Annotated in this window: 24 protein-coding genes; 12 read left to right on the forward strand and 12 right to left on the reverse strand. The window is 60.0% G+C overall.

Annotated features, from left to right (window positions below; all coding sequences use genetic code 11):
* Positions 1 to 31 precede the first annotated feature (31 nt).
* Both ACA058_RS02600 and ACA058_RS02605 read left to right on the forward strand, forming a co-directional pair.
* On the forward strand, positions 32 to 2518 hold the full coding sequence (locus ACA058_RS02600) for a circularly permuted type 2 ATP-grasp protein (RefSeq protein ID WP_497637708.1): 2487 nt from the start codon (positions 32 to 34) through the stop codon (positions 2516 to 2518).
* A complete protein-coding gene (locus ACA058_RS02605; RefSeq protein ID WP_497637709.1) occupies positions 2518 to 3408 on the forward strand; it encodes a transglutaminase family protein in 891 nt (296 codons plus the stop codon). Before ACA058_RS02600 ends, ACA058_RS02605 begins: the two co-directional genes overlap by 1 nt.
* Before the next feature lie 147 nt (positions 3409 to 3555).
* On the opposite strand, the gene ACA058_RS02610 is transcribed toward ACA058_RS02605, so the two are convergent.
* Together ACA058_RS02610 and ACA058_RS02615 are read right to left on the reverse strand one after the other, a co-directional pair.
* Complete coding sequence (locus tag ACA058_RS02610) at positions 3556 to 3735, reverse strand: hypothetical protein (protein ID WP_046819824.1); 180 nt, start codon at positions 3733 to 3735, stop codon at positions 3556 to 3558.
* A 70-nt stretch (positions 3736 to 3805) separates the two neighbouring features.
* On the reverse strand, positions 3806 to 4393 hold the full coding sequence (locus tag ACA058_RS02615; RefSeq protein WP_274076811.1) for a cytokinin riboside 5'-monophosphate phosphoribohydrolase: 588 nt from the start codon (positions 4391 to 4393) through the stop codon (positions 3806 to 3808).
* 344 nt (positions 4394 to 4737) lie between these two features.
* Here ACA058_RS02615 and azu point away from each other — a divergent pair, with 344 nt between their 5' ends.
* Entirely contained in the window at positions 4738 to 5184 is a 447-nt protein-coding gene (gene azu / locus ACA058_RS02620) for an azurin (protein ID WP_497637710.1), read from the forward strand.
* A 131-nt stretch (positions 5185 to 5315) separates the two neighbouring features.
* Here the strand turns inward: azu and nadE are convergent, their stop codons facing one another.
* From nadE to ACA058_RS02635, 3 genes are all read right to left on the reverse strand, one after another.
* Positions 5316 to 6143 carry an NAD(+) synthase gene (gene nadE / locus ACA058_RS02625; protein ID WP_497637711.1) on the reverse strand — a complete coding sequence of 276 codons (828 nt, stop codon included), beginning with the start codon at positions 6141 to 6143 and terminating at the stop codon, positions 5316 to 5318.
* A 4-nt stretch (positions 6144 to 6147) separates the two neighbouring features.
* The gene (gene pncB / locus ACA058_RS02630; protein ID WP_497637712.1) at positions 6148 to 7362 is read right to left on the reverse strand and encodes a nicotinate phosphoribosyltransferase; all 1215 of its coding nucleotides are present in this window, start codon (positions 7360 to 7362) and stop codon (positions 6148 to 6150) included.
* Between the two features lie 77 nt (positions 7363 to 7439).
* A complete protein-coding gene (locus tag ACA058_RS02635) occupies positions 7440 to 8327 on the reverse strand; it encodes a LysR family transcriptional regulator (protein WP_497637713.1) in 888 nt (295 codons plus the stop codon).
* A gap of 175 nt (positions 8328 to 8502) precedes the next feature.
* On the opposite strand from ACA058_RS02635, the gene amaB reads away from it, so the two are divergent.
* The 9 genes from amaB to ACA058_RS02680 all read left to right on the forward strand — a co-directional run bounded on the left by amaB (position 8503) and on the right by ACA058_RS02680 (position 19617).
* Entirely contained in the window at positions 8503 to 9993 is a 1491-nt protein-coding gene (amaB, locus tag ACA058_RS02640) for an L-piperidine-6-carboxylate dehydrogenase (protein ID WP_497637714.1), read from the forward strand.
* A 176-nt stretch (positions 9994 to 10169) separates the two neighbouring features.
* Positions 10170 to 11453: an L-pipecolate oxidase gene (gene amaA / locus ACA058_RS02645; RefSeq protein WP_497637715.1), complete on the forward strand. Its 1284-nt coding sequence runs from the start codon at positions 10170 to 10172 to the stop codon at positions 11451 to 11453.
* A 362-nt stretch (positions 11454 to 11815) separates the two neighbouring features.
* The gene (locus tag ACA058_RS02650) at positions 11816 to 12949 is read left to right on the forward strand and encodes a branched-chain amino acid ABC transporter substrate-binding protein (RefSeq protein ID WP_497637716.1); all 1134 of its coding nucleotides are present in this window, start codon (positions 11816 to 11818) and stop codon (positions 12947 to 12949) included.
* A gap of 298 nt (positions 12950 to 13247) precedes the next feature.
* On the forward strand, positions 13248 to 14162 hold the full coding sequence (locus ACA058_RS02655; RefSeq protein WP_497637717.1) for an ABC transporter permease subunit: 915 nt from the start codon (positions 13248 to 13250) through the stop codon (positions 14160 to 14162).
* Between the two features lie 3 nt (positions 14163 to 14165).
* Complete coding sequence (livM, locus tag ACA058_RS02660) at positions 14166 to 15449, forward strand: high-affinity branched-chain amino acid ABC transporter permease LivM (RefSeq protein ID WP_497637718.1); 1284 nt, start codon at positions 14166 to 14168, stop codon at positions 15447 to 15449.
* Positions 15446 to 16318 carry an ABC transporter ATP-binding protein gene (locus tag ACA058_RS02665; RefSeq protein ID WP_497637719.1) on the forward strand — a complete coding sequence of 291 codons (873 nt, stop codon included), beginning with the start codon at positions 15446 to 15448 and terminating at the stop codon, positions 16316 to 16318. Before livM ends, ACA058_RS02665 begins: the two co-directional genes overlap by 4 nt.
* Complete coding sequence (locus ACA058_RS02670; protein WP_497637720.1) at positions 16315 to 17031, forward strand: ABC transporter ATP-binding protein; 717 nt, start codon at positions 16315 to 16317, stop codon at positions 17029 to 17031. Before ACA058_RS02665 ends, ACA058_RS02670 begins: the two co-directional genes overlap by 4 nt.
* Positions 17032 to 17769: 738 nt before the next feature.
* Complete coding sequence (locus tag ACA058_RS02675; RefSeq protein WP_497637721.1) at positions 17770 to 18540, forward strand: SDR family oxidoreductase; 771 nt, start codon at positions 17770 to 17772, stop codon at positions 18538 to 18540.
* A 171-nt stretch (positions 18541 to 18711) separates the two neighbouring features.
* Positions 18712 to 19617, forward strand: coding sequence for a cation diffusion facilitator family transporter (locus ACA058_RS02680; protein WP_497637723.1), 906 nt, complete (start codon positions 18712 to 18714; stop codon positions 19615 to 19617).
* A 22-nt stretch (positions 19618 to 19639) separates the two neighbouring features.
* Here the strand turns inward: ACA058_RS02680 and ACA058_RS02685 are convergent, their stop codons facing one another.
* From ACA058_RS02685 to ACA058_RS02715, 7 genes are all read right to left on the reverse strand, one after another.
* The gene (locus ACA058_RS02685; protein WP_497637724.1) at positions 19640 to 20776 is read right to left on the reverse strand and encodes an AGE family epimerase/isomerase; all 1137 of its coding nucleotides are present in this window, start codon (positions 20774 to 20776) and stop codon (positions 19640 to 19642) included.
* A 172-nt stretch (positions 20777 to 20948) separates the two neighbouring features.
* Positions 20949 to 21521, reverse strand: coding sequence for a HupE/UreJ family protein (locus ACA058_RS02690; RefSeq protein ID WP_497637725.1), 573 nt, complete (start codon positions 21519 to 21521; stop codon positions 20949 to 20951).
* A 29-nt stretch (positions 21522 to 21550) separates the two neighbouring features.
* On the reverse strand, positions 21551 to 22165 hold the full coding sequence (gene ureG, locus ACA058_RS02695; RefSeq protein ID WP_497637726.1) for an urease accessory protein UreG: 615 nt from the start codon (positions 22163 to 22165) through the stop codon (positions 21551 to 21553).
* A gap of 23 nt (positions 22166 to 22188) precedes the next feature.
* The gene (locus ACA058_RS02700) at positions 22189 to 22863 is read right to left on the reverse strand and encodes an urease accessory protein UreF (protein WP_497637727.1); all 675 of its coding nucleotides are present in this window, start codon (positions 22861 to 22863) and stop codon (positions 22189 to 22191) included.
* Positions 22860 to 23360, reverse strand: a complete 501-nt coding sequence (gene ureE, locus ACA058_RS02705; RefSeq protein ID WP_497637729.1) for an urease accessory protein UreE — start codon at positions 23358 to 23360, stop codon at positions 22860 to 22862. The genes ACA058_RS02700 and ureE overlap by 4 nt, the downstream gene beginning before the upstream one ends.
* 187 nt (positions 23361 to 23547) lie before the next feature.
* Positions 23548 to 24180, reverse strand: a complete 633-nt coding sequence (locus tag ACA058_RS02710) for a TetR family transcriptional regulator (RefSeq protein ID WP_497637731.1) — start codon at positions 24178 to 24180, stop codon at positions 23548 to 23550.
* A gap of 170 nt (positions 24181 to 24350) precedes the next feature.
* A complete protein-coding gene (locus tag ACA058_RS02715; protein ID WP_497637733.1) occupies positions 24351 to 24644 on the reverse strand; it encodes a hypothetical protein in 294 nt (97 codons plus the stop codon).
* Positions 24645 to 24650 lie beyond the last annotated feature (6 nt).

The following is a 24650-nucleotide window of genomic DNA, read 5'->3' on the forward strand; positions in this document are numbered from 1 at the left end:
TGACCGATCATTGCTGTCTGCCGAGCTTTCCATGCCTGACCTGCTAGACCGCTACCCGCTGACGGCGGGCACCTATCACGAATTGCTCGACGACAGCGGTGCCATACGGCCGCACTGGCGTCGGCTGTTCGACCAGTTGCAGCGCAGCACACCTGCGCAGTTGGTGCAGCGTCAGGCGCTACTTGCCCGGCAGATTCAGGAAAACGGCGTCACCTATAACGTCTACGCCGATCCCAAGGGCGCCGATCGGCCATGGGAACTGGACTTGCTGCCCCATGTGATTGCTGCCGATGAGTGGGAGCAATTGTCCGCCGGCATCGCCCAGCGTGCGCGCTTGCTCAATGCCGTACTGGCCGATCTGTATGGCCCGCAACGCTTGATCGCCGAAGGTCTGCTGCCGGCGGAGCTGGTATTTGGCCACAACAATTTCCTCTGGCCCTGTCAGGGTATCAAACCGCCTGACGGAGCCTTTTTGCATCTGTACGCCGTTGATCTGGCGCGCACTCCCGATGGCCGCTGGTGGGTAACGGCGGACCGCACTCAAGCACCGTCCGGGGCTGGCTACGCCCTGGAAAACCGCACCATCGTGTCTCGGGCCTTTCCCGAGTTGTACCGTGACTTGAAGGTGCAGCACCTGGCGGGATTCTTCCGCACCCTCCAGGAGACACTGGCCCGCCAGGCGCCAAGCGACGAAGAGGCACCGCTGGTGGTCCTGCTGACGCCGGGGCGTTTCAACGAAAGCTATTTCGAACACCTGTACCTGGCTCGCCAGCTCGGCTATCCGCTGGTGGAGGGTGGCGACCTCACGGTGCGCGATGCCACGGTCTACCTGAAGACCCTGAGCGGCCTGCGTCGGGTCCACGCGATCATGCGCCGACTCGACGACGACTTCTGCGACCCGCTGGAATTGCGCACCGACTCGGCTCTTGGCGTACCGGGCCTGCTCGAAGCCGTGCGGCAGGGGCGGGTTCTGGTGGCCAACGCCCTCGGTAGCGGCGTGCTGGAGTCGCCGGGCTTGCTGGGTTTCCTGCCGAAGATCAATCAGTTCCTGTTTGGCGAAGAGCTGATCCTGCCGTCCATTGCCACGTGGTGGTGCGGTGAGGCGCCGGTGCTGGCCCAGGCCCTGGAAAAAATGCCGGAGTTGCTGATCAAACCGGCGTTTCCGTCCCAGAGTTTTGCCCCGGTCTTCGGGCGGGATTTGAGTGAAAAACAGCGCCAGGAGCTCGCCGAGCGCATGCAGGCGCGCCCTTATGCCTATGTGGCGCAAGAACTTGCCCAGCTATCCCAAGCGCCGATATGGCAGGCCGAGGACGGTCAACTACAACCGCGGGCCATCGGCATGCGCGTGTATGCGGTGGCCAGTCGCGACGGCTATCGGGTGTTACCCGGTGGCTTGACCCGTGTGGCCGCGCAGGCCGATGCCGAAGTGGTGTCGATGCAGCGCGGCGGCGCGAGCAAGGACACCTGGGTGCTGGGCGAACGTGCACCGAGCGGCGAACAGTGGAAAGCCCAGCGCAATATTGGCGTGCATGATCTGGTGCGACGCGATCCCTATCTGCCGTCGCGGGTGGTGGAGAACCTGTTCTGGTTCGGTCGGTATTGCGAGCGCTGTGATGACAGCGCCCGATTGCTGCGAATCATGCTGGCGCGTTATGTCGACGGCGATGACCCGCAGGCCCTGGATGCGGCGGTCGATCTTGGCGAACGACTGATGTTGTTGCCCGATGAAGGTGAACTGCCGGAACGGTTGCTGGCCGCAATACTCGGCGATGACTGGCCGTTCAGCCTGCGCTCCAACCTGCAACGGTTGCAATGGGCGGCCTCGCAGGTGCGTGGCAAGCTCTCGCGGGAAAACTGGCAGGCGCTGGTGGAGTTGCAACGCGAAGCGATTCAGCTCGAGACCGAAGAGCCGGACTTCGGTGAGTTACTCGACTTCCTCAACCGGCTGGTGATGTCCCTGGCGGCGCTGTCCGGTTTTGCCCTGGACGACATGACCCGGGACGAAGGCTGGCGATTCCTGATGATCGGTCGGCGGATCGAGCGCCTGCAATTTCTCAGCGGCAGTCTGGCGGCGTTCCTGCGTGGCGCCGGGGCTTTCGATCAAGCGGGACTGGAATGGTTGCTGGAGCTGGGCAACAGCAGCATCACCTATCGTTCGCGGTATCTGGCGGTGGCGCAGTTGATCCCGGTGCTCGACCTGTTGTTGCTTGATGAGCAGAACCCGCACGCGGTGCTGTTCCAGTTGAAACTGGTGACCCGCACGCTCAAACGCCTGTGCGACGACTTTGGCACACCTCGCGAAGCGGGCCTGGTGCAGTTGGTAGAGCGTCTGGCGCGCTTCGATCTGGGCTGCCTGGAAAACCCGTTGTTTGGCGCCGCCAGCGTGCGTGCTGCCGTCGAAGGGCTGGCCGATCTGCTGCAAGAGATTGCCGATGCCAGCGGGCATGTATCGGATCGCCTGGCCTTGCGTCACTTCGCCCATGTCGATGATGTCAGCCAGCGCACGGTGTCCGTCTGATGAGCGCTCACTACCAGATTTTCCACGATACCCATTATCACTACGACAGCCCGGTGTCCCTGGCCCAGCAACTGGCGCATTTGTGGCCCAGGCCTTGTGCGTGGCAGCGTTGCACCGATCAGCAATTGCAGATCAGCCCGGACCCGACTTCACGCCGTGATGAGCTGGATGTGTTCGGCAATCCGTTGACCCGGTTGGCGTTCGAGCGCCCCCATGATGAACTGCTGGTCAACGCCAGCCTGACGATTGAGGTGCTGCCCCGGTCCTTGGTCGATTTCAATCGATCTCCAGCGTGGGAAGACACCCGCAGCGCGCTGACTTACAGCAGCCAGCCGCTTTCGCCGCAATTGCTCGAAGCCTGCCGTTACCGGTTCGAATCACCTTATGTGCATCTGAAGCGCAACTTCGTCGAGTTTTCCGAGAGCTGCTTTCCGGCGGGGCGGCCGCTGTTGCTTGGGGTCCAGGCCTTGATGGAGAAAATCTTCAGCGAATTCACCTTCGATGCCGAAGCGACGCAGGTCGCGACACCTCTGGTGGAAGTGCTGGAACGCCGGCGCGGGGTTTGTCAGGACTTCGCCCACCTGATGCTCGCTTGCGTGCGCTCCCGTGGATTGGCCGCGCGTTATATCAGCGGCTACCTGTTGACCCAGCCACCGCCAGGTCAACCGCGATTGATCGGCGCCGATGCGTCCCATGCCTGGATCTCGGTGTTTTGTCCGGTGTCGGGCTGGGTCGATTTCGATCCGACCAACAATGTGCAACCGGCGCTGGAGCACATCACGCTCGCCTGCGGCCGGGATTTTTCCGATGTATCGCCATTGCGCGGGGTGATCCTGGGGGGCGGTAACCATGATCCCGAAGTTCGCGTCACAGTGATGCCGTTGGGGTAAACCAAGTCCCCCGGAGCAAGCTCGCTCCCACAGGGGTAGATCGTTTTTAGATAGATATTTCAGAATGGCCTGTGAGGGCTGGCAGCATCGCCGCCAACCCTGGACACAGATCCGTGGGCCCGATCAGATCATCCGGCCCGGAGGGACTCAGGCGTCGGGCGCCTGATCTTTCGGTGCATCAACATCGTCATCTGCCGCGACTTCACCATCAGGGTTCAGTGCCGCTTCGTCAGCCATTGCTTTCTTGCGCTGAAGTTTTTCCTCTTTCTTCTGTTCCTTGGCCAGGTCTCTCTGACGTTTGGCGAAGGAGTAATTGGGTTTGGCCATGGGCGATCCTCTGGGGTCGAAGGTGAGGTTTGAGCGGCGCGTATTCTGCCCTGTATCGGTGCCTAAGTCGTTAGTCGGGTTTTTGCTCGACCCACTTGGGCGGTACGGTCGGCTGCCAGCGATCGAGAGCGTCGAGCAGCGTCTGCGGCGATTCGCTCACCTGCAGCATGTCACGGTGCGCCGCGCGAACGAAGCCTTCGCCGACGATGTGATCGAGAAAACCAGTGAGTTTGCTGTAGAAACCATTCACTTCCAGCAAACCCAGCGGTTTGCCGTGGTAGCCCAATTGGCCCCAGGTCCAGACTTCGAACAACTCTTCCAGGGTGCCCAGGCCGCCGGGTAAAGCGATGAAGGCATCGCTGAGTTCGGCCATTCGCGCCTTGCGCGCATGCATGCCGTCGACCACTTCCAGGCGGGTCAGGCCGCTGTGGCCGATTTCCTTGTCCTTGAGGCTCTGCGGGATGATGCCGATCACTTCGCCGCCAGCCGCCAATGCCGCGTCGGCAACTATACCCATCAGTCCCACGGCACCACCGCCGTAGACCAGGGTCAGCTTGCGTTCGGCCAATGCCTGGCCAAGAGCCACGGCTGCTTCACGATAAGCGGGGTTGGTGCCAGTGCTGGCGCCGCAGAATACACAAACGGATGCTAAAGACATGCCTTACTCCAGGGTCGATCAGGGCCACAGAGTAAAGGCAGGCGCGCTGCGCTCCAAGGGCTAAACTTCGCGCTTGGGCGTTTCGCAGGTCCCGCTGGCACCGCAGGCATACGCGGCGAGCAAGCTGCACAACAGGCTGTTGATAGACATGACAGACGCTCCGACAAATGATGACGGTCTGATGATAGGGCCGGGGCAGACACCTGGCTGGTAGATTGTCTCGATCGGTCTCATAGCCCGAAAGTTGTATACAATTTTTGCTTCAGGTCATAGGAACTTGCGAAGTTTTCAGGCAGTCTTCTGTTCATTCGCATTGTTCATTCACCCTGCCTTGGAGATTCACCATGTTTGCCAAACTTGTTGCGGTATCCCTGTTGACACTGGCCAGCAGCCAATTGATGGCTGCAGAGTGCAAAACCACTATCGATTCCACTGATCAGATGTCCTTCAACACCAAGGCCATCGAAATCGACAAGAGCTGCAAGACCTTCACCGTCGAACTGACCCACTCCGGCAGTCTGCCGAAAAACGTCATGGGCCATAACTGGGTGCTGAGTAAAGAAGCCGACATGCAGCCAATCGCAACTGACGGCCTGGCCGCCGGCATCGACAAGAGCTACCTGAAAGAAGGTGACGCCCGCGTCATCGCTCACACCAAGGTCATCGGCGCCAAGGAAACCGACTCGGTGACCTTCGACGTATCCAAGCTCGATGCTAACGAGAAATACGGCTTCTTCTGCTCGTTTCCGGGCCACATCTCGATGATGAAAGGCACGGTTACCCTGAAGTAAACCGAAATACCGCGATCAAATGTGGGAGCGAGCCTGCTCGCGAATGGGCCATCCGCATCAACAAATGTGCTGGCCAAAGAAAAGCCCCCTGAAGCTCAACACTTCAGAGGGCTTTTTCGTTCACTCACGCCTCAAGGCGCAAACGGCATCACCCGCTTGTGATGAGTCTTGTTGTACGTGCTGCAAATGATCTTGAACGCTTCCTCACGCACCGGCTCGCCGTGCAGGAAAGCGTCGATCTCGGCGTAGGTCACGCCATGGGACGCTTCGTCCGGTTTGCCCGGTGACAGGTCTTCTAGGTCGGCGGTGGGGATTTTCTCCACCAGGGATTCCGGTGCGCCGAAGCTGCGGGCGATGGCGCGGACCTGGTTTTTCACCAGGCCACTGAGCGGTGCCAGGTCGCAGGCGCCGTCACCAAACTTGGTGAAGAAACCCATCACTGCTTCCGCCGCGTGGTCAGTGCCGATTACCAGCCCCTGGGCCGCGCCGGCGATGGTGTACTGGGCGACCATGCGCATGCGCGCCTTGGTGTTGCCGAGCACGAAATCCACCGACACCGCGTGCTTGCCTTCGAACGCCGCTACTTCGTTGGCCAGGGATTTGACCGCCGGGCCGATGTTCACCGTGTGGCGCTCGTCCGGTTTGATGAAGTCCACCGAGGCCTGGGCGTCATGTTCATCGAACTGGGTTTCGTACGGCAGCCGCACGGCGATGAATTTGTAGGCGGCATCGCCGCTGCGCTGACGCAGCTCACGGACCGCACGCTGGGCCAGCAGGCCCGCGGTCAGGGAGTCGACACCGCCACTGATGCCCAGCACCAGGGTCTTGAGCCCGGAATTGACCAGGCAATCCTGGATGAAGGTAATCCGCCGGGCGACTTCAACTTCGAGGGCAGCTTCGTCGGCGAACGGCGGTTGTACCTTGAGCTGTTCAGCAATCTCACGCTGTACGGCTTGCATGAATTCACTCCTTGCTAGAGGGGGCGGGAACTTGGAAAACATGTCGCAAATAGGCGACGAAATTCGGATCTTTACAGTGAGTCTTGCCCGGCTCATCGGAGATCTTAGCCACCGGTTGGCCGTTGCAGGCCGTCATTTTAAGCACGATGCTCATCGGTTCGACACCCGGAATGTCACACGTCAGGTTGGTGCCGATACCGAAGCTGACATTGATCCGACCCCGCAGCGCCCGAAAAATCTCCAGGGACTTGGGCAGCGTCAGGCTGTCGGAGAAGGTCAGCGTCTTGCTCATCGGGTCGATACCGAGCTTGTGATAGTGCGCAATGGCTTTTTCCGCCCAAACCACTGGATCGCCCGAGTCGTGGCGCAAACCGTCGAAAAGCTTGGCGAAAAACAGGTCGAAATCGCTCAGGAAAGCATCAATGGTGATGCAGTCCGTCAGCGCAATCCCTAGCAGGCCACGGTATTCGCGGACCCAGCAATCGAGGGCGGCGATCTGGCTGTCGATCAGCCGCGGGCCGAGTTGCTGGTGGGCCATGATCCATTCGTGGGCCATGGTGCCTAGCGGTTTCATGTCCAGTTCCCGGGACAGGTGCACGTTGCTGGTGCCGACGAAGCGTCCGGGGAAATCGTGCTTGAGCACATTCACCACTTCTTCCTGCACGCGGTACGAGAAGCGACGACGAGTGCCGAAATCGGCTACTTGCAATTCGGACAATTCGTCGCCGCTGGCGTTGGCGCTCAGCCAGTCGAATTTGCGGTAGAGCTGTTCCCGGGCCTGTTCCAGCCCGACTTCCCGGTAGCGATAGCGATTGCGCACTTCGCTGACTATCGCCAGTAAGGGGACTTCGAACAAAATCACGTGTAGCCAAGGGCCTCGCAGACGGATGAACAGTTCACCGTTTTCGATGCCGGCGTGGATATAGCGCAAGTTGAAGCGGAACAGCCCGAGAAAACGCAGGAAATCCGGCTTCAGGAAGCTGATGCGCTCCAGAAAATTCAGTTGGTCGGCGCTCAGGTTCAGCTCGGCCAGCCGTTCGATCTGGAAACGGATCTCCGCCAGATACGGGCGCAAATCTTCGCTGTTACGGCAACGAAACTCCCATTCGACCTCTACGTTCGGGTAGTTGTGCAGCACCGCCTGCATCATCGTCAGTTTGTAGAAGTCGGTGTCGAGCAGGTTCTGCACGATGCGATCGGCAAACACACTCTCGCTCATAACGGGGGTTCTCCACATTGAATAAGGCTAGTGGCGCATGTCGGTGGTGGGTATTGCCAGCGATTTTTGAATCGTCCCTACACCTGCTCCAGCATCCACTTCACGAAATCGCGCACCTTGGGTACTTCCGCCGAATGTTCCGGGTACGCCAGGTAATAGGCGTCGGTGCTGGGCATTGCATGCTGCCAGGGAATGACCAGTTTGCCGTCGGCCAGTTCCTCTTCCACCAGAAACCGTGGCAGCAATGCCACGCCGCAGCCGACTTGCGCCGCGCGGATGCACATATAGAAGGTTTCGAAACGCGGGCCGTGGTAGCTGTGTTCGGTGTGGTAGCCCTGACTGTCGAACCAATCGTGCCAGGCTTGGGGGCGGGAGGCGTTTTGCAGCAGGACCAGGTCGGTGAGTTGCGTCGGGTCGGTGAACGGCGTGTCGGGCAGGCTGCCTGGGGCGCAGACAGGGACAAGCTCTTCACTGAATAACTTCAGGCATTCGGTGCCGGGACGTGAACCCTGGCCGAAGTAGAACGCCAGGTCGCTGCGCCCTTGCAGCAGATCGTCGGCTTCCTGTTCATTGCACAGGTCCAGATGGATCGACGGATGGCGCAGGCGCCAGCCCTTGAGGCGTGGCACCAGCCAGCGTGCGCCGAAGGTCGAGGGTGTCGAGACGCGCAGGACTTCGGTTTCACCACCGTAGGAACGTAGGTAATGGGTCGACATCTCAACCTGGGTGAGTATTTTTCGTACCTCCACCAGGTACAGATCGCCCGCTGGCGTCATTTGCAGGCGTCGGCGAACCCGGCGAAACAGCAGGTGCTGCAACAGCTCTTCCAGTTGCGCCACCTGTTTACTGACGGCGCTCTGGGTCAGGTTCAGCTCTTCCGCGGCCCGGGTGAAGCTCAGGTGGCGGGTCACGGCTTCGAAACACTGCAGCGCAGTGATCGAGGGCAAATAGCGTTTGTTCAGCATGGGCGGTCCTTTGTGCTTGTCTCTTTATTGCCAGCAATGCACAGCATGAATAAACGGAATGATATCTCTCTTAATGGTCGTTTGTTGAGTAACCTCGGGAGCGCTAAAACTACAGGTCTGATCAGTCGTGATCCGGCGGCTGCACACGTTCCGTTTTTTGCTTGAGGAGTGACCCATGGTTGCCGCATTGCTTGATCGTCTTGGTGTGAACCCGGCCCTGTACCAGAACGGCAAAGTGCCGGTGCATTCGCCGATCGATGGCAGCAAGATTGCCGCCGTCAACTGGGAAGGTGCCGCTGAAGTCGAGCAGCACATCAGTCGTGCAGATCATGCATTCGAACTGTGGCGCAAGGTTCCGGCACCGCGCCGCGGCGAACTGGTGCGGCAACTGGGTGACATCCTGCGCGAATACAAGACCGATCTCGGCGAGCTGGTGTCCTGGGAAGCGGGCAAAATCACCCAGGAAGGCCTGGGTGAAGTTCAGGAAATGATCGACATCTGCGACTTCGCTGTCGGCCTGTCCCGTCAACTGTACGGCTTGACAATCGCCTCCGAGCGTCCTGGCCACCACATGCGCGAAACCTGGCACCCGCTGGGCGTGGTCGGTGTGATCAGCGCCTTTAACTTCCCGGTGGCGGTCTGGGCCTGGAACACTACGCTGGCGCTGGTCTGCGGCAACCCGGTGATCTGGAAGCCGTCGGAAAAAACCCCGCTGACCGCACTGGCCTGCCAGGCACTGTTCGACCGCGTGTTGAAGAATTTCAGCGATGCGCCACCCCACCTGAGCCAGGTGGTCATTGGCGGCCGCGATGCCGGCGAAGCCTTGGTCGATGACCCGCGTGTCGCGCTGGTCAGCGCCACCGGCAGCACCCGCATGGGCCGTGAAGTAGCACCGAAAATCGCCGCACGCTTCGCCCGCAGCATTCTGGAGCTGGGCGGCAACAACGCGATGATCCTTGGCCCAAGCGCCGATCTGGACATGGCCGTTCGCGCGATCCTGTTCAGCGCCGTCGGCACTGCCGGTCAGCGCTGTACCACGCTGCGTCGCCTGATCGCCCATGAGTCGGTGAAAGAAGAAATCGTCACCCGCCTCAAGGCCGCCTACTCCAAAGTGCGCATCGGCCATCCGCTGGAAGGTAACCTGATCGGCCCGCTGATCGACAAGCAAAGCTTCGAGAACATGCAGGACGCGCTGGAACAGGCCCTGAGTGAAGGTGGCCGGGTGTTTGGCGGTAAGCGTCAGCTGGAAGACAAATTCCCGAATGCCTACTACGTTTCGCCGGCCATCGTCGAAATGCCCGAGCAGAGCGATGTGGTCTGCCATGAAACATTCGCGCCGATCCTGTACGTGGTCGGCTATAGCGATTTCAACGAAGCCCTGCGTTTGAACAATGCTGTACCGCAAGGGCTGTCGTCGTGCATCTTCACCACCGACGTGCGTGAAGCCGAGCAGTTCATGTCGGCGGTGGGCAGTGACTGCGGCATCGCCAACGTCAACATCGGCCCGAGCGGTGCAGAAATCGGCGGTGCGTTCGGTGGTGAGAAGGAGACCGGCGGTGGTCGTGAGTCGGGTTCCGATGCATGGCGTGGTTACATGCGCCGTCAGACCAATACCGTGAACTATTCGCTGGAGTTGCCGTTGGCACAGGGCATCACCTTTGACTGATCGGTGATCCCCTGTAGGAGCGAGCTTTTGTGGCGAGGGGATTTATCCCCGTTGGACTGCGCAGCAGTCCCATTATTTGGGGCTGCTTCGCAGCCCAGCGGGGATAAATCCCCTCGCCACATTAGATGATCCACATTGAATGAATGTGTTTGTTAGGTTTCTGTTGGAGTCTGGCAATGCCGTTACGCGAAGAGTGTCTGTGGGAAAAACTGACGCCGCAAAGGCCCGACAACTCGGCGCTCAAGGGTGAGGTGAAGGTCGATGTCTGCGTCATTGGCGCCGGTTTTACCGGGCTGTCGGCGGCGGTGCATCTGCTGGAGCAGGGCAAGACGGTGTGTGTGCTGGAAGCCCATCGCGCCGGTCACGGCGGCTCTGGGCGCAACGTCGGGCTTGTCAATGCCGGCATGTGGATTCCACCGGACGAGATCGAAGCCGGGTTTGGCGAGGCGGTGGGCAGTCAGCTCAACCGGATGCTCGGCGCAGCACCGTCCCTGGTGTTCAGCCTTGTGGATAAGTACAACATCGATTGCCAGTTGCGCCGCGAAGGCACGCTGCACATGGCGCACAACGCCCGTGGCGAAGCTGACTTGCGCAGTCGTGAAGAGCAGTGGAAGCGCCGTGGCGCACCCGTCGAGCTGCTGACCGGGCAAGCTTGCGAGCAAGCGACGGGCACCAAGAAAATCGCCGCGGCATTGCTCGATCGCCGTGCTGGCACGCTCAACCCGATGGCTTACACCACGGGTTTGGCCAAGGCGGCCATTGGCTTGGGCGGTCAGTTGTTCGATCATTCCCCGGTGACCCGCCTTGAACGACAGGGTCAGCGCTGGTCAGTGCAAACCGCGCAGGGTTCGGTCCTGGCCGAGCAAGTGGTGATCGCCTCCAACGCCTACACCGAAGGCGACTGGACCGAGCTGCGACGCAATTTCTTCCCCGGTTATTACTATCAAGTGGCCTCGGTCCCGCTGACCGAAGACGCCGCGCAGCAAATCCTGCCCGGTGGCCAGGGTTCCTGGGACACCCGCCAGGTGCTCAGCAGTATTCGCCGGGACAAAGACGGGCGCCTGCTGCTCGGCAGTCTCGGAAATGGCAACCAGAAGCCGGCCTGGTTTCTCAAGGCCTGGGCCGATCGGGTTCAGCAGCATTACTTCCCCTACCTCAAGCCGGTGGAGTGGGAATGCACCTGGACCGGGTGCATCGCCTTCACCCCCGATCATTTGATGCGCCTGTTCGAACCTGCGCCCGGTTTAGTGGCAGTCACCGGTTACAATGGCCGGGGCGTGACCACGGGGACAGTGGTCGGCAAGGCCTTTGCCGATTACTTGTGTAACGGAAATCCTCTAGCGCTACCGATTCCCTTCGCGCCCATGCAGCCATTGGCCGGGGTGGGGTTGCGCAGCTGTCTGTACGAGGCGGGATTTTCGCTGTATCACGCGGGCCAGTGCTTGCGGATCGTGATCTGATTGTTGATTTTTGTCGTTGAAGGCGGCGCTTTTTCGTTCAGCAGCTAGCCTGTAGTGGTGCGGGTTGTAGCAGTCCCGCACCAGCAGTGTGCACTTCGGTGACGCACGTTGTTACAGGCTGGTTGCACGTCGTTTAGTGCCGCGGTTGCAATGATGGCGCAGGCGGGTTGCGCCTCAAAAAAATAATGGTTTTACCTTCCGCGGTTTAGACGGTTGCACGCCCAATGAAAATGGGCCCGAGACAGTCGAAATAATAATAAAGCAGCGACTTTTTTCAGAATAAAAAACCGATGGCACGGCCCTTGCTCTGAGCAGTCAGTGAAGTCGCAGTGCCAATTAAAAAAACCATGGAGCACCACCTCATGTCCCAGACGTTTTACAAGAAAGGCTTTCTGGCCCTCGCAGTGGCAGCTGCGTTGGGTGTTTCTGCGTTTGCTCAGGCTGACATCAAGATCGGCGTAGCGGGTCCAATGACGGGCGCCAACGCGGCATTTGGCGAGCAGTACATGAAGGGTGCACAGGCAGCAGCCGATGCGGTCAACGCAGCAGGCGGCGTGAACGGGGAAAAAATCGTACTGGTCAAGGGCGATGACGCCTGCGAACCGAAACAGGCTGTAACGGTCGCCAAGGACCTGACCAACCAAAAAGTCGCCGGCGTGGTCGGTCACTTCTGCTCCTCGTCGACCATCCCGGCTTCCGAGATCTACGACGAAGCGGGCATCATCGCGATCACTCCAGGTTCCACCAACCCGGCAGTTACCGAACGCGGCCTGAGCGCCATGTTCCGTATGTGCGGGCGTGACGACCAGCAAGGCATCGTGGCCGGCGACTACATCGTCGACGTGCTCAAGGGCAAGAAGGTTGTGGTGCTGCACGACAAAGACACCTACGGCCAAGGCCTGGCTGACGCCACCAAGGCCCAACTGGTCAAGCGCGGCGTAACGCCTGTGCTGTATGAAGGCCTGACCCGTGGCGAGAAAGACTTCAGCACCATCGTGACCAAGATCCGCGGTGCCGGCGCTGACGTCGTCTACTTCGGTGGCCTGCACCCGGAAGCCGGTCCTCTGGTCCGTCAACTGCGTGAACAGGGTCTCAAAGACGTCAAATTCATGTCCGACGACGGCATCGTGACCGACGAACTGGTGACCACCGCTGGCGGTCCGCAATTCGTTGACGGCGTGCTGATGACCTTCGGTGCCGACCCACGCATGCTGCCAGACAGCAAGACCGTGGTAGACGCATTCCGCAAGGCCGGTACCGAGCCTGAAGGCTACACCCTGTACGCCTACGCTTCGGTCCAGACCCTGGCGGCTGCCTTCAACGGCGCCAAATCCAACAAGGGCGAAGAAGCGGCTGCGTGGCTGAAGAAAAATCCGGTCAAGACCGTCATGGGCGAAAAGACCTGGGACAGCAAGGGCGACCTGAAAATCTCCGACTACGTGGTTTACCAGTGGGACAAGGATGGCAAATACCACCAACTGGAAAAACAGAAGTGATATGACCTGCTGATCGGCCCTGTGGCGAGGGGATTTATCCCCGTGGGCTGCGTAGCAGCCCCAAGACCTGCGATCACTGTATTTCTGAAGTTCCGTGGTCATCGGATTTGCGGCTGCTTTGCAGCCGAACGGGGATGAATCCCCTCGCCACAAAGTGTTCATCCTCAGCAGACTGAAATCAGTCAAGGTTAGTCTGTCTTTTCTCGTAGAGCTGCACACAACCGCTTGCGCCGGCGGCTGAACCCCGGTCCGTCGCCAGCGGCTTCTGTGCAGTCTCTCAAATGCGTGAGATTGCGTTATGGATGGTATTTTCCTGCAGCAACTGGTCAACGGCCTGACCCTCGGGTCGGTCTATGGCCTGATCGCCATCGGCTACACAATGGTCTATGGCATCATCGGCATGATCAACTTCGCCCACGGCGAGGTTTACATGATTTCCGCTTACCTCGCGGCGATCAGTCTGGCTCTGCTGGCATACTTCGGTATTGAATCCTTCCCGCTGCTGATGCTCGGCACCCTGATCTTCACCATCGTCGTCACGGCGGTGTATGGCTGGGTCATCGAGCGCGTCGCCTACAAACCCCTGCGTAACTCCACCCGACTGGCACCGCTGATCAGCGCCATCGGAATTTCGCTGATCCTGCAAAACTATGCGCAGATCGCCCAGGGCGCCAAGCAACAAGGCGTTCCAACCCTGCTCAGCGGGGCGTGGCGCGTTGAAGTCGGCACAGGTTTCGTGCAGTTGACCTACACCAAGGTCTTCATTTTGGTCGCAGCGTTCGTCGGGATGGCCCTGCTGACCTACATCATCAAGTACACCAAGCTCGGCCGCATGTGCCGTGCAACCCAGCAAGACCGCAAGATGGCTTCGATTTTGGGGATCAACACCGACCGGGTGATTTCCTATGTGTTCATCATCGGTGCAGCGATGGCGGCCCTGGCCGGCGTGCTGATCACCATGAACTACGGCACGTTCGACTTCTATGCCGGCTTCATCATCGGCATCAAGGCGTTCACTGCCGCGGTGCTCGGCGGGATCGGTTCACTGCCAGGCGCGATGCTGGGCGGGATCATCCTCGGGATTTCCGAGTCGCTGTTCTCTGGCCTGGTGAACTCGGACTACAAAGACGTTTTCAGCTTCTCGCTGTTGGTTCTCGTTCTGGTCTTTCGGCCCCAAGGCCTGCTCGGCCGTCCTCTTGTGTCGAAGGTGTAAGCGATGTCTTCAACCACTCAAAAAACCATTGATCTCAAAACAAGCCTGGTTGACGCGATTCTCGCCGGCCTTGTCGCCCTGATTGTGTTTGGTCCGATTGTCGGCGTGGTTCTCGACGGCTACGGCTTCAATCTGGAAACGACCCGGGTGGCATGGATTGTCGCCATCGTCATGGCGGGCCGGTTTGCCCTGAGCCTGTTCCTGCAAACGCCAAAAGGCCTGAAAATTCTTGAAGGCTTTGAAAGCACCGGCTCCGGGGTTCATGTACTGCCGCCTGATTACAAATCCCGCTTGCGCTGGATCATCCCGCTGGTGATCGTCATTGCCGTGGTGTTCCCGTTTTTCTCCAACTCCTACCTGCTGGGGGTGGTGATCCTCGGGCTGATCTACGTGTTGCTGGGCCTGGGCTTGAACATCGTGGTCGGTCTGGCCGGTCTGCTCGACCTGGGTTACGTGGCGTTCTACGCCATCGGTGCCTACGGCCTGGCGCTGGGTTATCAATACCTCGGACTGGGTTTCTGGACGGTGCTGCCGCTGGCGGCCATTACTGCAGGCCTTGCCGGTTGCATCCTCGGCTTCCCGGTGCTGCGCCTGCACGGTGACTACCTGGCAATCGTGACCCTGGGTTTCGGTGAAATCATTCGCCTGATCCTCAACAACTGGCTGTCCCTGACCGGCGGCCCGAACGGTATGGCGGCTCCGTTGCCGACCTTCTTCGGCCTCGAGTTCGGCAAGCGCGCGAAGGAGGGGGGCGTCCCGTTCCATGAGTTCTTCGGCATCGCCTACAACTCGGACGTGAAGTACTACTTCATCTACGCGGTGTTGTTCCTGGTGGTACTGGCCGTGTTGTACATCAAGCATCGCCTGACCCGCATGCCCGTCGGCCGTGCCTGGGAAGCGCTGCGCGAGGATGAGATCGCCTGCCGCTCCATGGGTCTGAACCACGTGCTGGTCAAGCTCTCGGCATTCACCATCGGCGCATCGACGGCCGGCCTGGCCGGCGTGTTCTTCGCCACCTACCAGGGTTTCGTCAACCCGACCTCGTTCACCTTCTTCGAATCGGCCTTGATCCTCGCCATCGTGGTACTCGGCGGCATGGGCTCGACCATCGGCGTGGTGATTGCAGCCTTCGTGCTGACCGTGGCCCCGGAACTGCTGCGTGGCTTCGCCGAATACCGCGTGCTGCTGTTCGGCGTGCTGATGGTGTTAATGATGATCTGGCGACCGCGCGGCCTGATTCGGATCAGCCGTACCGGTGTGACCCCGCGTAAAGGAGTAGCGCCATGAGCGAAGTCGTACTCTCGGTCGAGAAGCTGATGATGCACTTCGGCGGCATCAAGGCGTTGAATGATGTCAGCCTGAAGGTCAAGCGCAACTCGATCTTCGCCCTGATCGGCCCCAACGGCGCTGGCAAGACCACCGTGTTCAACTGCCTGACCGGGTTCTACAAGGCCTCCGGCGGCAAGATCGAACTCAACGTGCGTGGGCAACAGACCAACGTCATCCAGTTGCTCGGCGAATCGTTCAAGCCGACCGACTTCGTTTCGCCAAAAAGCTTCATCACCCGGCTCCGCTACAAGATGTTCGGCGGCACCCACCTGGTGAATCGTGCCGGCCTGGCGCGGACTTTCCAGAACATTCGCCTGTTCAGGGAAATGTCGGTGCTGGAAAACCTGCTGGTGGCCCAACACATGTGGGTCAACCGCAACATGCTGGCCGGCATTCTCAACACCAAGGGCTATCGCAAGGCCGAAAGCGATGCGCTGGACCATGCCTTCTACTGGCTGGAAGTGGTGGACCTGGTGGACTGCGCCAACCGCCTGGCCGGTGAACTGTCCTACGGCCAGCAACGCCGACTGGAAATCGCCCGGGCCATGTGCACCCGTCCGCAGATCATCTGCCTCGACGAACCGGCCGCCGGCCTCAACCCTCAGGAAACCGAAGCGCTGAGCGCGATGATCCGGCTGCTGCGCGACGAGCACGATCTGACCGTGGTGCTGATCGAACACGACATGGGCATGGTAATGAGTATTTCCGACCACATCGTGGTGCTGGACCACGGCATCGTCATCGCCGAGGGCGGCCCCGATGCGATTCGCAACGACCCGAAAGTGATTGCCGCCTACCTGGGCGCCGATGAAGAGGAGGTGGTATGACCCAACCCATCCTCGAACTCAAGGAACTGGATGTGTTCTACGGGCCGATCCAGGCCCTGAAGAACGTCTCGCTGCACATCAACGAAGGGGAGACCGTCAGCTTGATCGGCTCCAACGGCGCCGGCAAGTCGACACTGCTGATGTCGATCTTCGGTCAGCCGCGGGCGGCGGACGGGCAGATCCTCTATCAGGGGGTGGACATCACCCACAAGTCGTCCCACTACATCGCCTCCAACGGCATCGCACAGTCGCCGGAAGGACGGCGGGTGTTCCCCGACATGACCGTCGAGGAAAACCTGCTGATGGGCACCATCCCCATTGGCGACAAGTACGCCAAGGAAGACATGCAACGCATGTTCGAGCTGTTCCCGCGGCTCGAAGAGCGGCGCACCCAGCGTGCGATGACCATGTCTGGTGGCGAGCAGCAGATGCTGGCCATCGCCCGTGCCCTGATGAGCCGGCCGAAATTGCTGTTGCTCGATGAGCCGAGCCTTGGGCTGGCGCCTATCGTGGTCAAGCAGATCTTCGCGACCCTGCGGGAACTGGCCAAGACCGGCATGACCATTTTCCTGGTCGAGCAGAACGCCAACCACGCGCTGCGGTTGTCGGACCGGGCCTATGTAATGGTCAACGGCGAGATTCGCATGAGCGGTACCGGCAAGGAGTTGCTGGTCAACGAGGATGTGCGTAACGCTTATCTTGGCGGGCACTGATTCGCTGTTGCAATGACAAAGCCCCGACGAGTAATCGCCGGGGCTTTTTTACATCTGCAAAATTCCGTTCTCACAGGTAATCGGGAAATTGTGGAAAACAAAATTGACGACCTCCGAAAGCGCGACATAAAGCCGCTGCAAATAGTTGTTTTGTCACGGTTTTGACTTGTCCCCGTTTGCTGTGGAGCTGGCTGTGAATAACGTGGGAGTAGCTGGCTGAGAGCCTTTGAATCCGTGGCTTGCAGCGCTGTGGTTGTTTTTTGATCAGGCGTTTTTTCGGGCCTTCAAGACGGCTTTGTCAACCTTTTTCTTGGTGAGTTAAATGCGATGAAAGGCAGTGAACAAGCCTGTGGATAAGTCTGTGGTTAAACTCTGGAAAGACTTGGCTGAGGGCCGTGTTTACTGGCTTGGCGCCATCGCAGGCTTGACCGCCCGGTCGGGAAATTGACCAGGGGCTACACAGCGGGCCAATGGGGGTCAAGCAAAAAAGTTTCAAATCAGCCCGCAAAGCCTTGTGGATAGAGGCTTTCAGCTTTTCTACTTGCCCCCGGAATGTGTGGATGGGGCTGTGGATAACGTGCGTGCATATGGCTGCAAGCCACGGCCCGCAAGGCGTTGCAAGTTTTGCTCATTTTTTGTACAGGTAGCACGCCGGTTGCCGCTGTGCGCAAGGCCGGGCATGCTGCCTGCTGATTTCTATTCCAATGGCTGCCGATCAGCCGTAGCAAGGAGAACACCATGTCCAACACCCTGTTCATTACCGGCGCGACTTCCGGTTTTGGTGAAGCCTGTGCCCGTCGTTTTGCCGAGGCCGGCTGGAAACTGGTGCTGACGGGGCGTCGTGAAGAGCGCCTCGACGCCCTGTGCGCCGAACTGTCCAAGCAGACCGAGGTGCACGGCCTGGTGCTCGATGTGCGTGACCGCAAGGCCATGGAAGAAGCCATTGCCAATCTGCCGCCGTCCTTTGCCAAGCTGCGCGGACTTATCAACAACGCTGGCCTGGCCTTGGGTGTCGATCCGGCGCCGAAGTGCGATCTGGACGATTGGGACACCATGGTCGATACCAACATCAAGGGCCTGATGTACAGCACCCGTTTGCTGCTGCCGCGCTTGATCGCCCATGGTCGTGGCGCGGGCATCGTCAACCTTGGCTCGATTGCCGGCAACTACCCCTACCCGGGCAGCCATGTGTATGGCGCGAGCAAGGCGTTCGTTAAACAGTTCTCCCTGAACCTGCGCTGCGACCTTCAGGGAACCGGCGTGCGGGTCAGCAACATCGAGCCGGGCCTGTGTGAAAGCGAATTCTCGCTGGTGCGTTTCGCCGGTGACCAGGAACGCTACAACGCCACCTATGCCGGTGCCGATCCGATCCAGCCGCAAGACATTGCCGATACCATTTTCTGGGTCCTCAATGCCCCGGCGCACATCAATATCAATAGCGTGGAGCTGATGCCGGTGAGCCAGACCTGGGCCGGCTTCGCGATTGATCGTAGTGGTGGCAAGGCGTAACACCGAGTAATGGCCAATCGCGAGCAGGCTCGCTCCCACAGGTTGAACGCGATCCTTGTGGGAGCGAGCCTGCTCGCGAAGAGGCCGGAACTGACAATACAGGACATCAGCTAGACTCCTCACCCAACAACCCCGCCGCGCCCTGCGGTTCAAGGTTTTCGAGGAGAGTGAGTGAGCAATCGAGGCGAGCAGGCGCTGCTCAAGCAATCGACCTTCCTGATGCTGGTGGTGACATTCGCCGGGATCATCACCGGGTTTGTCTCGGGTTCCCAATCCATCCTGTTCGATGGCTTCTTCTCGCTGGTTGCAGCCTTCATTAAGGTCCTGATGCTGATCACCGCCAGGCTGATCGCCAAGGAAAGCAATCAACGCTTCCAGTTCGGCTCCTGGCACCTGGAACCCATGGTGCTGGTGATCGAAGGCAGTTTCCTGTTGTTGGTGGCCATTTATGCCTTTCTCAACGGGGTGTTCGGCATTATCAGTGGTGGCCGCGAGATCGAGCTCGGCCTGGTGATCCTCTACGCGGCGGTGTTCACCGTCGTTGAGCTCATTTATTTTTTCTACGTCCGCCATCGCAATCGCACGCTCAAATCATCGCTGATCCAGTTCGACAACATCAGTTGGCTGGTGGACGCAATGCTCTCGGCCGGCCTGTTGGTGAGTTTCCTCATCGCGCTGCTGCTCAAGACTCAGGGCTACGACAAATGGGCGTTGTATGTCGACCCGATGATTCTGATTCTGCTGGCTCTGGGCATGCTCCCTCCGGCGTTCAAAATCCTCGGCCCGGCGTTGCGCGATGTGCTGGGAATTGCCCCGGATCAACTGGACGACAAGGTGCGCCAGGTGATGGAAGAGGCCAAGATCGAGCACGGTTTCGACGACTACATTTCCTACGTGCAGAAGCACGGTCGGGCGTGTTTTATCGAGATTCACATCGTGTTGCCGAAGGACTATTGGCTGGACGGTGTGGGGCAACTGGACAGTTTGCGCGAGGAAATTTCCGCAAAGCTTGGCGAGCCGGACGCCGCGCGATGGCTGACTATCAGCTTTACCGGAGACCGCAAGTGGATTGAGTGACCCGAGGCTGATCTCGCAGAGATCAGCGAAGATACTCGACCAACCCACGATAACAAGTCGCCAAATGATAAGGCGTAGTCGACGGCATGTCCCGACGACTCACTTCACCGTGCTCGTCACGGCACTCATACCACCCACCCGCGTGCAGCGAGCGCTGTTGCAACGCCTGCAACTGGCGCAGTATCGCGGCCTCGCTGTGCGGACGCAGGGTCAATGCGCGCAGGTACTCGGCCTGGGCCCAGATTCGCTGCGTCGCGTCCCGGGAACCCTGACCGTCCGGCCCCAGGTCCAGCATGGCCCGCACGGCACCAGTCTGTTGATCGACGCCCAGTTGTTCGGTGAAGGTAAAGGCGCGCTCCAGCGAAGCATGTAATGGTAAACCGCGCAGCAGCTCGGACGACTCCAGCAGGAAATACCACTCGAACTGGTGGCCCGGTTCGAACCAGTTATCCACAGTACCCAGCGGTTTTTCCATCAACACGCCGTGTTGCGGATCGATAAAGCGCTTCTGCATCCCTGTGCATAAGTCCACAAGCGCCTGTTGCACAGCGAGGTCTTCGCGCACCGACAGCGTGGCGAGGAAGGCTTCAGCCAAGTGCATCAACGGATTCTGCAGCGGTCCGCTGTTCAACGATGACCAGTCACGCGCAAGGCTCGCTTCGTAGAGGCCGTCGCCGCTGGCAAAACGTTGCGCGATCACTTCCAGGGCAGCGTTGAGCACTGATTCCACCAGCGGCTCGCGAACTTTGTCCCAGTAATGGGCGCAGGCGAACAGAATGAAGGCGTGGGTGTAGAGGTCTTTACGCTGATCCAGCGGCGCGCCCTGTGGGTCAATGCTGTAGAACCAGCCGCCGTGCTCGGCGTCGTGGAAATGCCGCTGCAAGGAACGGAACAGCGCCGCCGCGCGCTCGTGCGCGCCTGGCACTTGGCCGATCAGGCTGGCAAACAGGTACAGCTGCCGCGCGCAGGCCATGGCCCGGTAGCGTTGGGGGGGCAGCGGATTGTGCTCGGCGTCCAGCGCCTCATAGGGCAGCGCCATGTTGGCATTCCAGCCGGGACCTTGCCAAAGCGGCACGATCAAGTCCTGGAAGTGCTGTTGCACCGAGGCAAACAGGGCGGTCAGTTCAGGCTGGGAGGCGGAGCGGGAAACAGGCGGCATTGGCTGGCGTCGTCACGGCAGGGTTGATTGCGCGACATGTTAGCAGGCCTGAGAGGTGTGTTGTCTCTCAGGCCTCTTCGCGAGCAGGCTCGCTCCCACATTTGCCCTGCGTGCATGGTTCTATTGTGGGAGCGAGCCTGCTCGCGAAGAGGCCATCACAGACGCTAAAGAATCAACCTGCCAACAACCACGCCCCGGTCGCCGCCGACGCCGCACCCGCCAGTCGAACCAACGGCGCAGCACCTTGCGGCAACACCCGCACCACGGCATAACCCGCCGCATGCAACACCGCCGTCGCCGCGACAAATCCAGCGGCATACGCCCAAGGACTCGACATGTCCGGCAATTCCAGACCATGGGCCACGCCATGGAACAGCGCAAACAACGCCGTTGCACCCATTGCCACGCTCAACGGTGGACGCACCACCAAGGCCACTGCCAAACCCAGCGCCAACACCGACGCGGCAATCCCGCTTTCAAGCGCCGGCAGTTCCAGCCCTTCAAAACCCAGCAACCCGCCGATCAGCATGGTGCCAACGAAAGTGCACGGCAGCGCCCAGCGCGCAGCACCTTGCTGCTGCGCCGCCCACAGGCCGACCGCGAGCATCGCCAGCAAATGGTCGAATCCACCGATCGGGTGGCTGATGCCGGCGAACAGGCCGTTGTCACCGTGCCCCGGGTGGGCGAACGCAATAGCCGGTGTCAAAAGCAGGGTCATGGCGCCCAGAATGCGTTTCAGTGTCATGGAGAAGCTTCCTTGTTGATAAGTCATGATCAGTCTGCCGTCAGCAGGCCCTGGCGTTCGATGAAGGCGATAATGGCGTCCAGGCCCTGGCCGGTTTTCTGGTTGCTGAACACGAACGGCTTGCCGTTGCGCATGCGCGTGGTGTCGCTGTCCATCAGACTCAGCGAAGCTCCCACCAAGGGTGCCAGGTCAATTTTATTGATCACCAGCAGATCGGATTTGCAGATCCCCGGTCCGCCTTTGCGCGGCAGCTTGTCGCCAGCGGAAACGTCGATCACGTAGATGGTCAGGTCGGACAACTCAGGGCTGAAGGTGGCGGAGAGATTGTCGCCACCGGACTCCACCAGAATAAGGTCCAGCCCCGGGAAACGGCGGTTCAACTGATCCACGGCTTCAAGGTTGATCGAGGCGTCTTCGCGGATCGCCGTGTGCGGGCAGCCGCCGGTTTCCACGCCGATGATGCGTTCCGGCGCCAGCGCTTCGTTGCGCACCAGAAAATCAGCGTCTTCGCGGGTGTAGATGTCGTTGGTCACCACCGCCAGGTTGTAGCGTTCGCGCAGGGCCAGGCACAGGGCCAGCGTCAGGGCGGTTTTACCGGAACCGACCGGGCCGCCGATACCGACGCGTAAAGGTTGTGTGTTCATGTGATTCTCCAAAATAACAGGCCCTAGGAACGGAACAGGCGGCTGTACTGGCGCTCGTGGGCCATGCACGTCAGGGACAGGCCAAACGCGGCGCTGCCAAAGTGTTCGGGGTTGATTCGGGTAGCATCCTGCTGGGCCTGTTGCAGCAGCGGCAGCAGTTCACTGGTCAAGCGCTGCGCGGCCTGCTGGCCCAGTGGCAAGGTTTTCATCAGTACCGCCAATTGGTTTTCCAGCCAGCTCCAGAGCCACGCGGCCAGTGCATCCTGCGGGCTGATCTGCCAGGCGCGAGCAGCCAACGCCCAGCCCAGGGCCAGGTGGGGTTCGGGTCGTTGTGCGAGAAAGACGCGGGCCTGTGAATCGAGTTCAGGCAGGCCGTTGAGCAACTGCTGCAAGGAGTAGCCCATTTGCCGGCTTTCCTGATGCAGCTCGCGGGTTTCCCGACTGGCACGGTGTTCTTCACAGCGCTGCAGCAGTTCGCTCCAGTTTTCCTCGGCCGCAGCCACGCAATGGGCAAGCAGCAGCGGTGCCTCGAAGCGGGCGAGATTGAGCAGCAATTGATCGCTGATCCAGCGTCGCGCGCTGTCGGGATCGTGCACCCGGCCATTGTCCACCGCCATTTCCAGGCCTTGGGAATAGCTGTAGCCGCCAATCGGCAATTGCGGACTGCCCAGGCGCAGCAATGCCCATGCAGGGTTCATGGGCGTACGCCGAATTGGTGCAGTTTTGGCGGATAGTTGAAGTCTTCATCACCGTGGCGCGAATGGTGATGGCCGCCGCCGTAGGCGCCGTGTTCAGGTTCAAACGCAGCTTCGATGGGCTCGGCTTGCGCGCCGAGTTGTTCGAGCATGGCCTTGAGCACGTAGTCGTCGAGCAGGCGCAACCAGCCGTCGCCCACTTGCAGGGCAACATGGCGATTACCCAGGTGATAGGCGGCACGGGTCAATTCGAAGGCATTGGCGCAGGTGACGTGCAGCAATTGCTCGGGACGGGCACAAACGCGCACGACGCGGCCGTCTTCGGCTTGCAGGCATTCGCCGTCATACAAGGGCGATTGACCGCGCTCCAAAAACAACCCGACGTCCTCACCTTCGGCACTGAAACAGCGCAAGCGGCTTTTGTTCCGGGCTTCGAAGGTCAGGTGCAGCTCGGCGGCCCAATCGGGTTGAGGGTCGATTCTGCGATGAATCACCAGCATCGGAAAGCTTCCAGCAATGGACAATGCTCAGGCTAGAGCAAGGGGCTTGCCAATCCGGGGATGCGTAGGAAATACCTGTAGGAAGCGTAGGAAATGTTTCGGAGCGCTTAGGATTTTGGCTGAAATTGGTGCGCAGGTTTTTCTCTGTGCACCAAGTTGAAGCCGGGCACGTGTGCCTTGGCGGTGTTTATTCTGTACTGCCGAGCCCTTTCCAATGCTTGAGGCCGATAAAAATGAACCGCAGCTGTTGGGTGATCTTTGCCTGCGGCGTCAAGTGCTCAGGCAACGCCTCGACGGGTGGGTCGATAATGTCCGGTAAGGTGGCGAACACGCTTTTGACGATCAGGTCCGCCATGACGCTCAAGCCGGCCATGTCCAGGTGTTGCAGTTTCGGCATCAAGTGCAGATCGGCGGCCAGGTCGGAACTGATGTTCTCGCGCAAGCGACCGATGGCCAGGCGTACCGGCAACGAGCCGCCGTACTGCTCTCTGGCGAGAAACAGGAATTGCGAACGGTTGGCCGACACCACATCGAGAAATATCCGCACGGACGCGTCGATGATGCCGCCCATGACGAACTCGTTGTGCCGCACCAGGCGAATGGTTTCACGGAAGGTCTGGCCGACTTCGCTCACCAGCACCAGGCCGAGTTCATCCATGTCAGCGAAATGCCGGTAGAAACCGGTGGGGACGATTCCGGCGGTTTTCGCGACTTCGCGCAGGCTCAGGCTGCCAAATCCTCGGCCGCCCTCCATCAAATGGCGGGCCGCGTCCATCAAGGCGTTGCGGGTTTGTTGTTTCTGTTCGGCGCGGGGCAGCATTGCAAGGGCGTTTTCTGAAAAGGACTGCGGCGCACTCTAGCAAATCGGCTTTGCCGGCGTCGAACGACATAAGGGGGATCAGGCGGGGCGGTGCAACTTCTACAAAGGCAATGGCCAGAAAGTCAAAAGCCCAATCCGAGGATTGGGCATTTTTTCGGGGCCACCATGGATTAGCTCATAGCGCTGTTGCGTTCGATGACTCGGTCACCACCGCCTTCGGCAACGGTTTGACCTGGAGTGCGGTCGGAACCGTCGGCAGCCACGGTTTGGCCAGGAGTGCGGTCGGAACCGTCAGCGGCAACAGTTTGACCAGGGGTGCGGTCGGAGCCATCAGCGGCGACGGTTTGGCTGAACACCGAGTGAGTGTCTTTCACTTGTGGGGTGGCCTGGTCAGCGGCTGGCAGGGCAAAAGCGGTACTGGCCAGCATTGAGAGTGTAAGGCTAAGCAGGAGTTGGCGTTTCATGATTGG

The organism is Pseudomonas sp. LBUM1649 (assembly GCF_059716155.1).

What these genes read in the sequence shown, in the direction of transcription:
- ACA058_RS02600 (WP_497637708.1), top strand. Translation starts at nt 32, where the DNA reads ATGCCTGACCTGCTAGACCGCTACCCGCTGACGGCGGGCACCTATCAC.
- ACA058_RS02605 (WP_497637709.1), top strand. Translation starts at nt 2,518, where the DNA reads ATGAGCGCTCACTACCAGATTTTCCACGATACCCATTATCACTACGAC.
- ACA058_RS02610 (WP_046819824.1), bottom strand. Translation starts at nt 3,735, where the DNA reads ATGGCCAAACCCAATTACTCCTTCGCCAAACGTCAGAGAGACCTGGCC.
- ACA058_RS02615 (WP_274076811.1), bottom strand. Translation starts at nt 4,393, where the DNA reads ATGTCTTTAGCATCCGTTTGTGTATTCTGCGGCGCCAGCACTGGCACC.
- azu (WP_497637710.1), top strand. Translation starts at nt 4,738, where the DNA reads ATGTTTGCCAAACTTGTTGCGGTATCCCTGTTGACACTGGCCAGCAGC.
- nadE (WP_497637711.1), bottom strand. Translation starts at nt 6,143, where the DNA reads ATGCAAGCCGTACAGCGTGAGATTGCTGAACAGCTCAAGGTACAACCG.
- pncB (WP_497637712.1), bottom strand. Translation starts at nt 7,362, where the DNA reads ATGAGCGAGAGTGTGTTTGCCGATCGCATCGTGCAGAACCTGCTCGAC.
- ACA058_RS02635 (WP_497637713.1), bottom strand. Translation starts at nt 8,327, where the DNA reads ATGCTGAACAAACGCTATTTGCCCTCGATCACTGCGCTGCAGTGTTTC.
- amaB (WP_497637714.1), top strand. Translation starts at nt 8,503, where the DNA reads ATGGTTGCCGCATTGCTTGATCGTCTTGGTGTGAACCCGGCCCTGTAC.
- amaA (WP_497637715.1), top strand. Translation starts at nt 10,170, where the DNA reads ATGCCGTTACGCGAAGAGTGTCTGTGGGAAAAACTGACGCCGCAAAGG.
- ACA058_RS02650 (WP_497637716.1), top strand. Translation starts at nt 11,816, where the DNA reads ATGTCCCAGACGTTTTACAAGAAAGGCTTTCTGGCCCTCGCAGTGGCA.
- ACA058_RS02655 (WP_497637717.1), top strand. Translation starts at nt 13,248, where the DNA reads ATGGATGGTATTTTCCTGCAGCAACTGGTCAACGGCCTGACCCTCGGG.
- livM (WP_497637718.1), top strand. Translation starts at nt 14,166, where the DNA reads ATGTCTTCAACCACTCAAAAAACCATTGATCTCAAAACAAGCCTGGTT.
- ACA058_RS02665 (WP_497637719.1), top strand. Translation starts at nt 15,446, where the DNA reads ATGAGCGAAGTCGTACTCTCGGTCGAGAAGCTGATGATGCACTTCGGC.
- ACA058_RS02670 (WP_497637720.1), top strand. Translation starts at nt 16,315, where the DNA reads ATGACCCAACCCATCCTCGAACTCAAGGAACTGGATGTGTTCTACGGG.
- ACA058_RS02675 (WP_497637721.1), top strand. Translation starts at nt 17,770, where the DNA reads ATGTCCAACACCCTGTTCATTACCGGCGCGACTTCCGGTTTTGGTGAA.
- ACA058_RS02685 (WP_497637724.1), bottom strand. Translation starts at nt 20,776, where the DNA reads ATGCCGCCTGTTTCCCGCTCCGCCTCCCAGCCTGAACTGACCGCCCTG.
- ACA058_RS02690 (WP_497637725.1), bottom strand. Translation starts at nt 21,521, where the DNA reads ATGACACTGAAACGCATTCTGGGCGCCATGACCCTGCTTTTGACACCG.
- ureG (WP_497637726.1), bottom strand. Translation starts at nt 22,165, where the DNA reads ATGAACACACAACCTTTACGCGTCGGTATCGGCGGCCCGGTCGGTTCC.
- ACA058_RS02700 (WP_497637727.1), bottom strand. Translation starts at nt 22,863, where the DNA reads ATGAACCCTGCATGGGCATTGCTGCGCCTGGGCAGTCCGCAATTGCCG.
- ureE (WP_497637729.1), bottom strand. Translation starts at nt 23,360, where the DNA reads ATGCTGGTGATTCATCGCAGAATCGACCCTCAACCCGATTGGGCCGCC.
- ACA058_RS02710 (WP_497637731.1), bottom strand. Translation starts at nt 24,180, where the DNA reads ATGCTGCCCCGCGCCGAACAGAAACAACAAACCCGCAACGCCTTGATG.
- ACA058_RS02715 (WP_497637733.1), bottom strand. Translation starts at nt 24,644, where the DNA reads ATGAAACGCCAACTCCTGCTTAGCCTTACACTCTCAATGCTGGCCAGT.